Genomic DNA, 13,425 nt, shown 5'->3' with positions numbered 1-13,425 from the left:
CCTCAGTCCAGTGTGTACAGGTAGGCGGCGATGTCCTGGGCGTCGATCGGGTCGATGCCCAGGTCCGGCATGGCGGTGCCGGGCTCGACCGCCTGCGGGTCGGCGATCCAGCGCCGCAGGTTGTCGGCGTTGTTGGGCAACGCGCCGGCGATGTAGGAGCGGGCGCCGAAGCGGGTCAGGGGCGGGCCGACCAGCCCGTTCGCCCGGTCGATGCCCGGGATGACGTGGCAGGAGCCGCAGCCGTGCTCGACGATGAGCTGTGCGCCGCGCTCGGGGAAGCCGACGCGGACCTCCGGCGGTGGGGGCGGGTCGGTGCTGGCGCAGCCGGGCGCGACGAGCACGACCGGCAGCACCAGCAGGACCGGCCACAACGATCGGATCCGTCGCGTCATCGCGCCCCCGACCCGGTATGTGCGGTGACGACCGCGCCGCCCGGCTCCGGCGGGGTCACCCGGTCCGGGCTCTTCCGGTGCAGGCGCAGCAGCCAGCGCAGAAAGATGGTCAACGTCGCGACCAGCGCGGCCACGTCCATCGGCGCCCACATCAGCAGGCCCGCCACCTGTTGATCGGTGAGCGGGTTGGGGCCGAGCGCCTCGGCCGGGTACACCGGTCGCGGCGCGAACGTGAGCACCGCGCCCAGCGCCGAGGCCGGCAGCATCGTGGCGAGCAGGAGCAGCACCGCGATCGGGGCGGGCAGGCGGTGCTGCGGCGCGCCGAGCACCGGCGCCCACAGCAGCCAGGCCGCGGTGACGAAGCAAAGATGCTCGACGGCGTGCACGAGCGGCTGCTGCAGGGCGGCGACGTAGGGCGCGGGCAGGTGCCAGACCCACAGCACCAGCGTCTGCACCCCGCCGGCCAGCGCCGCCGTGATCATCGGTCGGCGCAGCCACCGGGCGGCGGGGGTGGCCCGGAGCCGGGCCAGTCGTCGCCGTAGCGGCAGCGGGCAGGCGAGGGTCAGCGGCAGCCCGGCGGCGCCGGCGGCGAGCAGCGGCCCGGCGACCAGCAGCAGGACCATGTGCTGGGTCATGTGCCCGGTGAAGGACCGCCCGGCCAGGTCGGTCAGCGGAGGGCCCTGCGCGGCAAGCGCGACCAGCACGCCGAGGCCGAAGGTGGCCACCCGCCAGCCCGGCAGGACGCGTCCCGCGCCGCGGCGCGCCCAGAGCTCGTGCACGCCGCGGCCGTAACCGGCGGCCAGCAGGGCCAGCGTCAGCACGAGCAGGATGTCGAGCAGCCCGGCCACGACGGACGCGTCCTGCGGCACGCTGCCGGTCGCGGTCATCCCTGGCATGGCGCCAGCACCAGCAGGGCCGCCCCGCCCAGGACGATGATGGTCAGGAAGAGCAGGTTCAACCAGATCCCCACGACGGCGAGCATCCTGGTGCGGGAGACAGACCGGTCCTCGCCGTCATGGCGGGTGCGCCGCCAGGCCAGCCCGGCGGCGAGCAGCGATCCCACGGTGGCCAACGCCGGTAGGACCACCGCCAGGGTGATGACCAGGCGCAGCGGCACGGCGCCGACGCGTGTGGAGCCGGTGGCACACGTGAGTTCCTCGACGCCCCAGGCGACGAAGAGGTGCACGGCCCAGGCGAGCGCGCCGCCGAGGACCCCGTACCAGAGCAGCAGCCCGCCGGCGAGGCGGGCGTGCTGACCGGGTTGGACGCTCATCACAGCCGCGGCGACAGGTAGATCGTGAACAGGATGGCGGCCCACACCGCGTCGACGAAGTGCCAGTAGATGGCCGTGTTGCGGACCCGGTCGTGGCGGTGGGCCCCGAAGCTGCCGCGCAGTGAGGCGGCGAGCAGCCAGCTCAGCATGGTCAGCCCGACCAGCACGTGCAGGCCGTGGAAGCCGGTGATGACGTAGAACAGCGAGCCGTAGACGTTGGTGGTCATGGTGAACTCACGCAGCAGTTCGGCGTACTCGGTGGCCTGCAGGGCCAGGAATGTCAGCCCGAGGAGCAGGGTGGCGGCGAGGCCGCTGTTCAGCCGCCAGCGCCGCCCGGCGCGGATGCCACGTTCCGCCCAGATCAGGGGCAGGCTGCTGGGCAGCAGCACCGCGGTCATCACCAGCGGGCGCAGCAGCGTCGGCTCGGCGATTCCGTCGGGGGGCCACGGCGAGCCGTACTGGAAGCGCAGGTAGAAGTAGCTGCCGAGCAGGTAGGCGAACAGGGTCGCCTCGGTGGCGACGAACATGACCATGCCCCACCAGCCGGTGGAGCGGCCGACCGGCAGTTCCGTGGTCAGCGCCTCGGTGCCGGTGGCCGCCGCGATGCCGCCTCGGGCGCTCATCCGGCCACCCCCAGCTCCGCCTTCGGCGGGCGCGGCGGCCAGAGCCAGCCGGCCAGCGTCGCGGCGACGGCCAGCGCGGCCGCGGCGGCGACCGGGTACCAGGCGAAGAGCATCGCGGTGAAGAAGACGAGCAGCTCCACGGCGACCAGGAGCGGTTGCAGGGAGGCCTCGGGCATCTGGACCGCGCGTTCGCGCTGGCCGTCCAGTTCGCTGGTGATCAGCGTCGTACGGCCGTCGGCGAGGATCCGGTCGCCGGTGGCACCCGCGCCCATCGACTCCATGCTCCGGGCGTCCCACACGGGGTGCAGGCTGCGCACGCGCGGCAGCACCGGGAAGTTGTACGGCCGCGGTGGTGAGTCGGTCGCCCATTCCAGGGTGTCCCCGCCCCACGGGTCGGGCGGGGCGGGTCGGCCGCGCCGGATCGCGTGCCCGACCCCGATCAGCACGAGCAGCAGCCCGACCGCGAGGAGGTACGCCCCGGCGGTGCTGACCAGGTTCCACGCCTCCCAGCCCAGCTCCGCGGGATAGGTGTAGACGCGTCGGGGCATGCCCCACAGGCCGTAGAGGTGCATCGGGAAGAACGTGGCCTGCATGCCGGTGAACACCAGCCAGAAGGCCCACCGGCCGAGCCGCTCGTGGTACATCCTGCCGGTGATCTTCGGCAGCCAGTAGTAGATGCCGGCGAGGATCGGGAAGAGCGCGCCGCCGACGAGCACGTAGTGGAAGTGCGCCACGACGAAGTACGAGTCGGTGATCTGCTGGTCGAAGGCGGTGATCGCGAACATGGTGCCGGTGAATCCGCCGACCACGAAGGTCACCAGGAATCCGATCAGGAACAGCATCGGCACCCGGAGGACCAGCCGGCCGAGCAGCATGGTGGCCAGCCAGGCGAAGATCTGGATGCCCGACGGGATGGTGATGATCGTGCTGGCCGCGCTGAAGAAGCTGTAGGACAGCCGCGGCAGCCCGGTGGCGAACATGTGGTGCACCCAGACGCCGAAGGAGATGATCGCGATGGACACGATGGAGAGCACGATCAGCGGGTAGCCGACCACGGCCCGGCGGGTGAAGGCGGGCAGCACCGCCGAGACGATGCCCAGTGCCGGCATCACGATGATGTAGACGTCCGGGTGGCCGAAGATCCAGAACAGGTGTTGCCAGAGCAGCACGTTTCCGCCGGCCTCCGGGTCGAAGAAGTGGGTGCCGAACCGGCGGTCGAGGAACAGCATCGCGTTGTCCAGGTTCAGCGCGGGCAACGCGAAGATCACCATGAGCGCGGTGGCGACGATCGCCCAGACGAACAGCGGCACCCGGTTGAGCGACATGCCGGGGGCGCGCAGCTTGAGGGCGGTGACGATGAAGTTGATCGAGCCGGCGGTGGTGGCGATGCCGAGGAACAGCAGCCCGAGGGTGTAGACGTCGATGTTCAACCCGGGCAGGCTCTGCTCATCGGCCAACGGCACGTACGCGAACCAGCCGGCGTTCGGGGCCGCGCCGAACGGCAGGCTGGCCCACATGAACAACCCGGAGAACAGGAAGATCCAGTAGCCCAGCGCGTTCAGCTTCGGGAACGCCATGTCCCGGGAACCGATCATGAGCGGGACCAGGTAGTTGCCGAAGCCGAAGAGCATCGGGGTGGCGAACAGGAAGATCATCGCCGTGCCGTGCATGGTGAACAGCTGGTTGTACTCGTCCGGGGAGAGCAGGGTGGACTCGGGGCGGGCCAGTTGGGTGCGCATCGCCAGCGCGCTGATGCCGGCGAGGGCGAAGAACAGCCCGGCGGTGACCAGGTAGCGCCGCCCGATTTTCTTGTGGTCGACGGTGCCGAACCAGGCGACCAGGGACGGCCGTTCGCCCCAGTGCTGTTCCAGCCGCGCCAGGTCCTCGCGGCTGGCGCCGGTCGGCGGTGCGGTGGCTGTCGACATGTCCTCACCTCCCCGGATGGTTACTTCAGCGACTGCAGGTATGCGATGAGGTCCGGCAGCCGCGCGGCGTCGATCGGCTGGGGCGGCATGTAGCTGCCGGGTTTGACGGTCTGCGGGTTGGCGATCCAGCCGCCGAGGTGGCCACCGTCGTTCGGCACCGCACCGGCGCCGAGGCTCCAGCGGGAGCCGACATCGGACAGGTCGGGCCCGGTCCGGCCGTCCGCCCCGCTGCCGCGGATGGCGTGGCAGCCGGCGCAGGTGCCCTGGACGAACGCCTGCCGCCCGCGCTGTTCGGCGTCGGTCTGCGGCTGCCGGGCCGGCGAGCCGAGTCGGGCCAGCCAGGCGTCGAACTGGGGGCGGGGCTCGGCCACCACCAGGAACGCCATGTGCGCGTGCTGGGTGCCGCAGTACTCGGCGCACTGGCCGCGGTAGGTGCCCGCCCGTTCGGCCTGCAGCCACGTCTCGCGGACCTCGCCGGCGATCAGGTCGGTCTTGGGCATCAGCTGCGGCACCCAGAAGCTGTGCAGCACGTCCGCGGTCCGCAGCCGCACCCGGACCCGCTCCCCTACCGGGATGTGAAGTTCGTTGGCGGTCGCCCCGGCGACCCCCGGTACCCGCACTTCCCACCACCACTTGTGGCCGGTGACCTCGATGGTCGGCGCCTGCGGCCCCGGGCCGGCGCCGAGCGCCGCCAGGTCCCTCAGCCCGATGCCGTAGACCGCGACCAGGATCAGCAGCGGAACGCCGGCGCCGGCGACGGCGACGAACCGCAGCGGCTGGCCGTGCCGGACCCGGGTCGTCGGTGCGCGGCGGAACAGCAGCGCCCAGGCCAGCAGCGCCATCACCTCGGCGAAGACCGCCAGGGAGATCCAGAACAGCAGCCACCAGGTCCGCTCGATGCGCTGGGCGCCCGTCCCCGCGCTGTCGAGCGTCGACGGCGCGTCCGACGCACAGGCGGTCAGGGCCAACAGCGCCAGTGTGCCGAGCGACACGATGATCCGACGGTACGACCGCCGTGCGGTCCCACCGGCAGTCCACGCCGCTGACCTGTCCACCGCCGTGGACGGTAATGGCATTAACCGCTTTCGCCCGCGTTTATGGCGAAAGCCACCTGTTGCCTTCTTTGAGCCGCTAGCGTCCCGTTCGAGCGATACCCATCGGGAGCGCCCCCGGCCGGGCGCGGACAGGGAGATCATGCACCAGCCGGCCTTCGATCTCGCCGCGGACGCCCCCCGGGCCGCCGCCGGCCGCCGCACCCTGGCCTGGGTTGCCGGCGGGTTGGCCGCCGCGGCGACCGTGACCGGCGGGTTGGTGGCACCTGCGGACCAGCTCCAGGGGCAAGCGCAGCGGCTGATGTATCTGCACGTCCCGGCCGCCTGGGTGGCGTATGCCGCCTTCGCGGTCGTCCTGCTCGCCAGCGGCGCCTACCTGCTCAACCGGGACCTGCGGTTCGACCGGTTGGCCCGGTCGGCGGCCGAGATCGGGGTCGTGCTGACCGCTGCCGCGATCGCTTCCGGCGCCGTCTGGGGCCACCTGGTGTGGGGCACCTGGTGGGCCTGGGATCCGCGGCTGGTGAGCACCGCCCTGCTGCTGCTGGTGTACGCCGGCTACCTGGCGCTGCGCCGCCTGCTCACCGAGCGGCACGGCGCGGCGGACGGCGCCGGCCATCGGGTCGCCCGCCCGGTGGCCGTCGTCGGCGTGGCCGGGTTCCTGCTGGTGCCGGTGGTGCACTTCTCGGTCGTCTGGTGGCGCTCGCTGCACCAGCAGGCGACGGTGCTCGCCCCGCAGCGCCCCCCGATCGACCCCCGGATGGGCGCGGCTCTGCTGCTCGCGGTCGCCGCCGCGACGGCCACCGCCCTCTACGTCCTGCTGCGCCGGCTGGCGGCCCTGGAACGTCGGTTCGCCCCCGCGGTGCCGCAGCGGGCCACCACGGTCCGGACGCCGGTCCGATCGGGATGACCGGCCGCGTCGGCAGGATCGCCGTCGGCCTGGTCGTGCTGGCCGCCGGTGGTCTGCTGGCGGGCGGTGCCCTGCAGGGCACCCTCACCTACTACCGCACCCCCGCGGAGCTGTCCCGGGATCCGGACGCGCGCGAGGACCGGCTGCGGGTGGGCGGCCAGGTGGTGCCCGGTTCGCTGCGCCGCGCCGACGGACGGACGGAGTTCCGGCTCAACCGGGACGGCCACGAGATCGCCGTGCGGCAGCGCGGCGTGCCGCCGGAGACCTTCCGGGAGGGCGAGGAGGCGGTCGTCGAGGGCCGCTTCTCCGCCGACGGCGTGTTCGACGCGGATCAGGTCGTCGTCCGGCACGGCAACGAGTACCGGCCTCCGACAGTTTCGGGAGGGCCGGCGGATGGCCGGTGAGTTCGGCACCGCGAGCCTCGCGGCCGGTCTGGTCACGGCCACCCTCGCCGCCCTGCTCTGGCTGCGCGCCGGGCTGTCCGGCGGGCCGGTCAGGGCGGCGCGCGCCGCGACTACCGCCAGTTTCCTGGCCGCCGTCCTCAGTGGCGCCGTGCTGGAGTACGCCCTGCTGCGCCACGACTTCAGCGTCCGGTTCGTGGCCGAGAACGGTGGGCGGGACGTGCCGGTCTACTACACCGTCACCAGCCTCTGGTCGGCGCTGGACGGCTCGCTGCTGCTGTGGCTGATCATCCACTGCGCGATCGCCGCGCTGCTGGCACACCGGGCGTCGCGGCACCCGGCCCGGCTGCACGCGTACGCCATGCTCGTGGTCAGCGCGGTCGGCATGTTCTTCTTCGCGCTGGTCTACTTCGCGGCGAACCCGTTCCGGGAGGTGCGGCCGGTGCCGCTCGACGGTCCCGGACCCAATCCGCTGCTGCAGCAGCACCCCGCGATGGGAGTGCACCCGCCCCTGCTCTACCTGGGCTACATCGGCCTGGTCGTGCCGTTCGCGTTCGCGCTCGCCGGGTTGCTCGCCGGCCGGGACGGGCACCGCTGGCTGCGCGCCGCCCGGCCCTGGACCCTGGTCGCCTGGTCGGCGCTCACCGCCGGGATCGGACTCGGCGCCTGGTGGTCCTACGCGGTGCTGGGCTGGGGCGGATACTGGGCCTGGGATCCTGTGGAGAACGCATCCCTATTGCCCTGGCTGACCGCCACCGCGCTGCTGCACACGGCGCTCGGCGGTGCGCGGGCGCGTTTGGCTTGGAACGTTGTGCTGGCCTGCGCGAGCTTCCTGCTGGTGCTGCTCGGCACGTTCCTCACCCGCTCCGGCGCGGTGGCCAGCGTGCACGCGTTCACCGAGTCGCCGCTCGGTCCGATGCTGCTGGGCTTCGTCCTGCTCGCCGTCGCGGTCTCGACCGTGCTGGTGGGCTGGCGGGGCCCGGGTGCAGTCCCGCGCCCACGCACGCCGGTGCTGTCGCGGGGCGCGGCCGTTCTGGTCAACGGGGTCCTGCTGCTCACCATCGCGGCGATGGTGCTGGTCGGCACGATCTTCCCGCTGCTGTCCGAGTCGCTCGGCGGGATCCGGACGGCCGTAGGCCCCCGCTACTACCAGCGGACCGCCGTGCCGCTGGCCGTCGTGGTGCTGCTGGTCATGGGCGTGGTGCCCACGGTGGTGTCGGCCCGGCGGGCGGGCGGGCTGCGCCGGCTGGGCGTGCCGTTCGGCATCGCGCTAGCCACCGTGGCGGTGCTGGGCTGGGCCGGCCGTCCCGGTCTGCCCGCCCTCGCCGCATTCGGGGCCGCGGCGTTCGTCCTCACCGGCGTGGCGGGGCAGGCCGCCCGGGCCGCCCGCACCGTGATGGCCGCCCCCCGGCTGGGGGCTGCGCGGCTCGGCGGCCTGCTGGCGCATGCCGGGATCGCGCTGGTCGCCGTCGGGGTCGCCGGCTCGTCGGCGTACGGCAGCAGCGTCGAGCGGGAGATCCGGGTGGGCGAGGCCCTACGCGTCGACGGTGTCCAGGTGCGGCTGCTGGAGGTGCGTCGAACGGGCGGCACGGATCGGATGGTGGTGACCGCCCGGCTCGAGCGCGACGGCGGGGGGACACTGGCGCCGGCCCTGCGCTACTTCCCCGCCCACGACACCGCGGTCACCGTTCCGCAGATCCACACCGGAGTGGTCCGGGACGTCTACGTCACGCTAATCGCCGCTGGGGCGGACGGCGGCAGTGCGACCGTACGGCTCGCGGTGAATCCGCTGGTGGCTCTGCTGTGGGTCGGTGGCGGGCTGACCGCGGCCGGTGGGCTGCTCGCGGTCCCGGCGGCGGTGCGGCGCCGTCCTGCGCCCGGATCCGCCGTCCCGCCCGCGGCGGCTGTCAAGCGGCCGGAGGTGCGGGTGTGAGCATGCTCCGCGCGCGGCTGTGGCCGGCGCTGGTGCTGGTGGTCACCGTCGCCGTCGGCGCCGTCCTCGCCGCCGGCCTCGACACGCCGGACCGATCGGCGCCGGTCGGCGCCTCGACGGGGGACCCCGCGCCGCCGATCACCGGCACGACCCTGGACGGGGGCCAGTTCGACCTCGCCGAGGTGCGGGGGCATCCGGTGCTGGTGAACGTGTTCGCGTCCTGGTGCGGGCCCTGCCGCGACGAGCTGCCGCTGCTGGCGGAGGCCGGCCGGCAGGGGCAGCCCGCCGGGTTGCGGCTGGTCGGGATCAACCTGCGCGACGGGCCCGACGCGGTACGGGCGCTGCTGCGCGAGGCCGGCGCGGAGACGATGACGGTGGTGCCGGATCCCGACGGCACGCTGGCGATCGGCTGGGGGGTTCGGGGCGTGCCGGAGACCTTCCTGGTGGACCGGGACGGGCGGATCGTGGACCGGCGCCAGGGCGTGGTCACCCGGCAGTGGCTGGAACAGCGGCTCGGTCCGCTGCTGGCCGGATGAGGTGGCGCCACGCCCTCGGCGGCGCCGTGCTGGCCGTCCTGCTGGGCGCGGCGATCCTCGGGCTGGTTCGTGCGGGCCAGCCCGCACCACGGCAGGATCCGGTCCGGTCGGTCGCCGTCGGGTTGCGCTGCCCGTCCTGCCAGGGCGAATCGGTGGCCGACTCGCGTTCCCCGATCGCCGGCGGCATGCGGCAGGTGGTGGCCGAGCAGCTCGCGCGGGGCCGCGACCCTGACGAGATCCGGCGCTGGTTCGTGCAGCGCTACGGCGAGGAGGTGCTGGCCGATCCACCGGTGCGCGGTTCCGGGCTGCTGCTGTGGGTCGTGCCAGCCCTGGCGCTGCTCGGCGCCGGGTACGCCGCAGTTCGGACGCTGCGCCCCGTTGCCGAGAGGGCGCCAGCGCCGACGCCAGCGGAACCGGCGGCGAGCGGCGGGGCGGCCCGCCTGGCCTGGCGGGCCGGCTCGCTCGGTCTGGTCGCCGTCGTCGTGGCGGTGGCGGCCGCCGGGACCCGCCTCGACGGGTCGACCGAGAGGGGCGAGCCACCGGACCCGGCGGCGGTGGCCGTGCTGCTCGCCTGGGACCTGGAGCAGCAGAGCCGCTTCGACGCGGCGGCGGAGCTGTACCGGCAGGCGTTGCGGACCCGCCCCGACGACGGGGTGCGGCTGCGGTTGGGGTTCGCCTTGGTCCGCACCGGTGACGCGGCCGGCGCGGAACGGGAGGCCCGGCAGGTGCTGGCGCGCGTCCCCGATTCGCCGGACGCGCTCCTGGTGCTCGGCCTTGCCCAGCGACGGTCCGACCGGGCCCAGGCCGAGGTAACCCTGCGCCGCTTCCTGACCGCCGCCCCGGACCATCCCGCCGCCGCCGAGATCCGACGGCTGCTCCCGTGACACTCACCCGTGTCGACCCACCCTTGGCCCTTATCGGCGATCAGCACGTCGGGCCGTTTGCGAAGCCGACCCCGCTCCCGGCTCGTTGACTTCGATCGCGTCGAGCAGGGCCAGCAGCCGAGGGGGTCGCCGGCCTGGCCGAGGCCTGAGAAAATCGACAACGGCCGGCCACGCCGTCAACGGCGAGGTGAATCCCGAGGCCACGACACAACCGGCCGGCGTCCGCCTGGTCATCTCTGACGCCCACGCCGGCCTGGTGCAGGCGATCGGGGCCGCCTTGCCCGTGGCGCGGCGCCTGGATCACTGCACCGAACGGCGATCCACCCGTCCTGTCGCCGCGTCCGCCGGCTGCCGGACAGCTGGCGGCCCTCCCCGGGCAGCCGGTCCGCAGCAACACCGGGGCACGGTTCGCGTCGGACGCCGCAAGCGATATTGTGGCGGCCGGGCTGGACGAGGTCCTCGCCGGGGTGTCGGGCATCGCTGTGGTGAAGGTCGACGCGGGCGAGTTCAGTGCTCCGATCCTCGCCTCCGGCTGCGGGCTGCTGCGGCGGGACCGGCGTCTGGTCGTCGCGGCGGCCGCCGCGACCCGTGAGCGCGCCGCCCTGCGTGCGTTGCTTGAACCGCTGGGCTACCGCGAGGCCGGCCGGTACGCGTGGACGCCGACCTGGCTGTGGAGGCACGCCGGTTCCGAACCGCCCACGGCACCCCACCCCGGCGTAGACTCCAGCACGTGAGGGCTGGCCTCGCGAATCCGGGACTCGCCCGGCGCTCGGCCTCCGAGCCACGCTCGGCGGCCCGGTCACCGGTGCGCGCGGCCAGATCCGGGTCCGCGAGTGCGCCCGTGCGGGTGCCCGCGGCGCCGACGACGGCGCAACGATTGCGGGCCGCGCCGACAGGTAGCTGTCGGGGTCTGGCTCCACCCAGATCGTTACCGGCTCGGGCTCCGCATCCTGCTCCGCGATCAGCCTCAGCGAGGGAATCAGCGACCGCAGCCCGACCAGCGGCGCTCGCGGCAGCCACATCTCGACGCTTCCGGCGCCCACGAGGTCTTCCGCAGCAATCCAGTGACGCGCGGACTCACCGCGGGCCCACCCCGGCAACGCCGTCCACATGGACCGAACCAGAAGTCCGGATGCTGCCGGCCCCCTCTCAGCCGACAGCTTCCGGTCAACCCGGACGTCGAAGGCGGTACCGGGCTCCAGCCGCCAGCAGCCCGAGAAGGACGGGAACGGCCACCGCGACGGGCAGGGATCCCCCAGCGGTCAGCGTCCGCCGTCCCGCCACCGTCACGTGCACCGGCGGGCTTGCCACCAGCGGACCGGTCCCGGACGAAGCGACGCCTCCGGGAAGCAGCACGAGGTAGACGTCGAACCTCCCGACGTTAACGGCGTGGAACTCCCAGGACAGCGACACGTCGCTGCCCGGGGCCACCGGTGTCACCTCGCGAGTCACATCCGCCGACCAGTCCTCCAGGTCCACGTACACGCCGTCCAGGCTCGCGACGTTCAGGTGAGCGATCATCCGGTCGGTCGGCGCGGCACCCACGTTGACGACTCGGGACCGCACGGTCAGCACATCGCCCACGACGGCGTTGATCCGGCTCTGGTCCAGGCTCACTTCGACCGTCTCCGGCAGTGTTGGCGCAGCGGCAGCCGGTGGGGCGGCCAGGCCGGCCGGAGCCGTCAGTGTCAGCAGCAATCCGGCGAGCATGAACAACGATCTCATCCTCCGCTCACCCCTCCGGTCAGGCGGACTATCCGGGAGCTGGCGACGACCAGCGCGCCGCCGGCGAGGACGGCGGTGACAAGCGGCGAGACGAGATAGGACAGGTCCCGGGTCCAGGCGTGCCCGTCGACCAGCACAGCCGTCAGGTAGCGCAGCGCAGCGCCGACGGGATTGATCCGGACGAGGAGATCTCCGAACCAGCCCTTCGGCGCGCCGCCGGGTACCTGGGTCGGCGCGAAGAGCGCCAGAAGCAGGAAGAAGCTCACCGCCAGGCTCACCTTGTTCGAGCTCGACACCGCGCTGATCAGCAGACCGAGCGCGGCCAGCGCGACAGCCAGCAGCGTGCCGGCGAGCAGACCCAGTAGGACCGCCTTCCCGACGAGCGACACGCCGCGGCCGAGCGTCCACAGGTACGGCACGCTCACGAGGAACGTCGCGAGCCAGAGGGACAGCGCGGCGACCAGCTTGCCCGTCACGATGGCGCGGCGGGAAACGGGCGTGAGCAACAGGCTCTCCAGGGTCCCCCGCTCCCGCTCCCCGCTGATCGAGTCGGCAGCCACGACGAGCGTCACGAGGACGCCGACCGCCACCGCGACCTGCAGGGTGAGGTTGACCGCCTCTCGATGCTCGAGGAAGTTGAGTACCTGGTTGGTTCCGGCGAGGTACGTCATGACGCTCAGCAGGACGCTGAAGGCGAAGACCAGCACCGGCCCCCGCCCGCTCACCCACAGGTCGCGGCACTCCTGCTCGGCGACAATTCGCCAGCCCGCGCCCTCGCCGACGACAGCCTCGTCGCGGTCGGCTCTTCGGACCTGGTCGCTTGCCTGCGCAGTCATGGGAGGTCCTTACCCGGTCATCGAAAGGAAGGCGTCGCTGAGCCGCGTGCCCTCGACCTCGAAGGACACGACCGGCACGTCGGCGTTGAGCACCGCCCGCAGGGCCGCGTTCATGCCCGCATCCGCCCCGTCTCGCCGACCGGTCACTCCTGCCTCCAACGAGATCCGGACGACGTCGGGACGCTCGTCGGCCGCCTCCAGTTTCAGCCCGGCGACGGTGGCGAGCGCCTCCCTCGCTCGGGCCACCAGCTCGATCGGCACGCGCAGCTGTCCGTACCGTTGCACGGCTACCGCGCGCGTGACCTCGGCGACGGAGCCAGAGACGACGACGTTGCCCTTGTCGAGGATCAGCACGCTCGTGCAGACTTCCTCGACCTCGGGAAGGGTGTGGGTGCTGAGGATGACGGTGGCTCCTCTGCGCACCGCGACATCCCGGACGATCGCCAGCACCTGGCGCTGCCCGGCGGGGTCGAGCCCGAGCGTCGGTTCGTCGAGGAAGACGACAGCGGGATCGTTGACCAGCGCCCGCGCGATACCCAGGCGCTGACGCATGCCCCGGCTGTACGTCGAGATCCGGGACGAGGCGCGCTCGTTCAGGCCCACCTCCGTCAACAGCCGCGCGGCGGCGTGCGCGGCGTCCGGGCGGGACGAGCCGAACAGCCGGGCGTGATAGCGCAGGTACTCCATCCCGGTCTGGTGCCCCGGATAGCCGGTGCTCTCGGGCAGCACGCCGACCCGCCGTCGAATCTCACTCGGCCGGGTCCAGGGCACGCCGGCCACCGAGAACTCCCCGCTCGTCGGTGTGAACACTGTGGTGAGCAGTCGAATGGCCGTCGTCTTACCAGCCCCGTTCGGTCCTAGTACGGCAGCCGCCAATTGCTAGCTGACCAGGGCGTAGTCCCGGTTCAGCCGTGTGCGTTGGTGGAACCAGCGTGCGC

15 protein-coding genes and 1 pseudogene are annotated in these 13,425 nt (G+C 73.0%); 7 read left to right on the top strand and 9 right to left on the bottom strand.

Translation table 11 applies throughout. The features are described from left to right. Window positions 1-2: 2 nt before the first annotated feature. The 6 genes from ACVCAH_RS24920 to ACVCAH_RS24895 are packed head-to-tail and all read right to left on the bottom strand — an operon-like array spanning window position 3 to window position 5,205. The gene (locus tag ACVCAH_RS24920; protein WP_447138621.1) at window positions 3-392 is read right to left on the bottom strand and encodes a c-type cytochrome; all 390 of its coding nucleotides are present in this window, start codon (window positions 390-392) and stop codon (window positions 3-5) included. Next, window positions 389-1,279 carry a cytochrome c oxidase assembly protein gene (locus ACVCAH_RS24915; protein ID WP_447138620.1) on the bottom strand — a complete coding sequence of 297 codons (891 nt, stop codon included), beginning with the start codon at window positions 1,277-1,279 and terminating at the stop codon, window positions 389-391. The genes ACVCAH_RS24920 and ACVCAH_RS24915 overlap by 4 nt, the downstream gene beginning before the upstream one ends. Then, window positions 1,276-1,665 carry a hypothetical protein gene (locus tag ACVCAH_RS24910; RefSeq protein ID WP_447138619.1) on the bottom strand — a complete coding sequence of 130 codons (390 nt, stop codon included), beginning with the start codon at window positions 1,663-1,665 and terminating at the stop codon, window positions 1,276-1,278. The genes ACVCAH_RS24915 and ACVCAH_RS24910 overlap by 4 nt, the downstream gene beginning before the upstream one ends. Then, window positions 1,665-2,288, bottom strand: coding sequence for a cytochrome c oxidase subunit 3 (locus ACVCAH_RS24905; RefSeq protein WP_447138618.1), 624 nt, complete (start codon window positions 2,286-2,288; stop codon window positions 1,665-1,667). Before ACVCAH_RS24905 ends, ACVCAH_RS24910 begins: the two co-directional genes overlap by 1 nt. After that, complete coding sequence (gene ctaD / locus ACVCAH_RS24900) at window positions 2,285-4,213, bottom strand: cytochrome c oxidase subunit I (protein ID WP_447138617.1); 1,929 nt, start codon at window positions 4,211-4,213, stop codon at window positions 2,285-2,287. Before ctaD ends, ACVCAH_RS24905 begins: the two co-directional genes overlap by 4 nt. Before the next feature lie 20 nt (window positions 4,214-4,233). After that, entirely contained in the window at window positions 4,234-5,205 is a 972-nt protein-coding gene (locus ACVCAH_RS24895) for a cytochrome c oxidase subunit II (protein WP_447138616.1), read from the bottom strand. 202 nt (window positions 5,206-5,407) lie between these two features. On the opposite strand from ACVCAH_RS24895, the gene ccsA reads away from it, so the two are divergent. The 7 genes and pseudogenes from ccsA (at window position 5,408) to ACVCAH_RS24860 (ending at window position 10,660) form a co-directional block, all read left to right on the top strand. Next, window positions 5,408-6,172 carry a cytochrome c biogenesis protein CcsA gene (gene ccsA, locus ACVCAH_RS24890; protein ID WP_447138615.1) on the top strand — a complete coding sequence of 255 codons (765 nt, stop codon included), beginning with the start codon at window positions 5,408-5,410 and terminating at the stop codon, window positions 6,170-6,172. After that, window positions 6,169-6,576, top strand: a complete 408-nt coding sequence (locus tag ACVCAH_RS24885) for a cytochrome c maturation protein CcmE (RefSeq protein ID WP_447138614.1) — start codon at window positions 6,169-6,171, stop codon at window positions 6,574-6,576. The genes ccsA and ACVCAH_RS24885 overlap by 4 nt, the downstream gene beginning before the upstream one ends. Beyond that, window positions 6,566-8,506 carry a heme lyase CcmF/NrfE family subunit gene (locus tag ACVCAH_RS24880; RefSeq protein WP_447138613.1) on the top strand — a complete coding sequence of 647 codons (1,941 nt, stop codon included), beginning with the start codon at window positions 6,566-6,568 and terminating at the stop codon, window positions 8,504-8,506. The genes ACVCAH_RS24885 and ACVCAH_RS24880 overlap by 11 nt, the downstream gene beginning before the upstream one ends. Before the next feature lie 2 nt (window positions 8,507-8,508). Further along, window positions 8,509-9,042 carry a TlpA family protein disulfide reductase gene (locus tag ACVCAH_RS24875; protein WP_447138688.1) on the top strand — a complete coding sequence of 178 codons (534 nt, stop codon included), beginning with the start codon at window positions 8,509-8,511 and terminating at the stop codon, window positions 9,040-9,042. Next, complete coding sequence (locus tag ACVCAH_RS24870; RefSeq protein WP_447138612.1) at window positions 9,039-9,926, top strand: cytochrome c-type biogenesis protein CcmH; 888 nt, start codon at window positions 9,039-9,041, stop codon at window positions 9,924-9,926. Before ACVCAH_RS24875 ends, ACVCAH_RS24870 begins: the two co-directional genes overlap by 4 nt. A gap of 214 nt (window positions 9,927-10,140) precedes the next feature. Then, window positions 10,141-10,215, top strand: a pseudogene (locus ACVCAH_RS24865) (transposase); the annotation flags it as partial. Between the two features lie 145 nt (window positions 10,216-10,360). Next, window positions 10,361-10,660, top strand: a complete 300-nt coding sequence (locus ACVCAH_RS24860; protein WP_447138690.1) for a hypothetical protein — start codon at window positions 10,361-10,363, stop codon at window positions 10,658-10,660. Between the two features lie 433 nt (window positions 10,661-11,093). Here ACVCAH_RS24860 and ACVCAH_RS24855 read toward each other — a convergent pair whose 3' ends face one another. From ACVCAH_RS24855 to ACVCAH_RS24845, 3 genes are read right to left on the bottom strand one after another with little or no spacing between them, the layout of a single operon-like run. Continuing rightward, window positions 11,094-11,642: a hypothetical protein gene (locus tag ACVCAH_RS24855; RefSeq protein WP_447138611.1), complete on the bottom strand. Its 549-nt coding sequence runs from the start codon at window positions 11,640-11,642 to the stop codon at window positions 11,094-11,096. A gap of 5 nt (window positions 11,643-11,647) precedes the next feature. After that, window positions 11,648-12,487, bottom strand: a complete 840-nt coding sequence (locus ACVCAH_RS24850) for an ABC transporter permease subunit (RefSeq protein WP_447138610.1) — start codon at window positions 12,485-12,487, stop codon at window positions 11,648-11,650. A gap of 9 nt (window positions 12,488-12,496) precedes the next feature. Continuing rightward, the gene (locus ACVCAH_RS24845; protein WP_447138609.1) at window positions 12,497-13,363 is read right to left on the bottom strand and encodes an ABC transporter ATP-binding protein; all 867 of its coding nucleotides are present in this window, start codon (window positions 13,361-13,363) and stop codon (window positions 12,497-12,499) included. Window positions 13,364-13,425: the final 62 nt, after the last annotated feature.

The sequence above is a fragment of the Micromonospora sp. LZ34 genome, assembly GCF_052981855.1.
Note: the sequence above shows the minus strand (reverse complement) of the source record. Positions and strands in the feature narration are given on the sequence as shown.

Excerpts from the sequence above, each read along its gene's own strand:
- ACVCAH_RS24880 (WP_447138613.1), top strand. The coding sequence starts at position 6,566 with ATGGCCGGTGAGTTCGGCACCGCGAGCCTCGCGGCCGGTCTGGTCACG.
- ACVCAH_RS24885 (WP_447138614.1), top strand. The coding sequence starts at position 6,169 with ATGACCGGCCGCGTCGGCAGGATCGCCGTCGGCCTGGTCGTGCTGGCC.
- ctaD (WP_447138617.1), bottom strand. The coding sequence starts at position 4,213 with ATGTCGACAGCCACCGCACCGCCGACCGGCGCCAGCCGCGAGGACCTG.
- ACVCAH_RS24915 (WP_447138620.1), bottom strand. The coding sequence starts at position 1,279 with ATGACCGCGACCGGCAGCGTGCCGCAGGACGCGTCCGTCGTGGCCGGG.
- ACVCAH_RS24875 (WP_447138688.1), top strand. The coding sequence starts at position 8,509 with ATGCTCCGCGCGCGGCTGTGGCCGGCGCTGGTGCTGGTGGTCACCGTC.
- ACVCAH_RS24850 (WP_447138610.1), bottom strand. The coding sequence starts at position 12,487 with ATGACTGCGCAGGCAAGCGACCAGGTCCGAAGAGCCGACCGCGACGAG.
- ACVCAH_RS24920 (WP_447138621.1), bottom strand. The coding sequence starts at position 392 with ATGACGCGACGGATCCGATCGTTGTGGCCGGTCCTGCTGGTGCTGCCG.
- ACVCAH_RS24910 (WP_447138619.1), bottom strand. The coding sequence starts at position 1,665 with ATGAGCGTCCAACCCGGTCAGCACGCCCGCCTCGCCGGCGGGCTGCTG.
- ACVCAH_RS24870 (WP_447138612.1), top strand. The coding sequence starts at position 9,039 with ATGAGGTGGCGCCACGCCCTCGGCGGCGCCGTGCTGGCCGTCCTGCTG.
- ACVCAH_RS24905 (WP_447138618.1), bottom strand. The coding sequence starts at position 2,288 with ATGAGCGCCCGAGGCGGCATCGCGGCGGCCACCGGCACCGAGGCGCTG.
- ccsA (WP_447138615.1), top strand. The coding sequence starts at position 5,408 with ATGCACCAGCCGGCCTTCGATCTCGCCGCGGACGCCCCCCGGGCCGCC.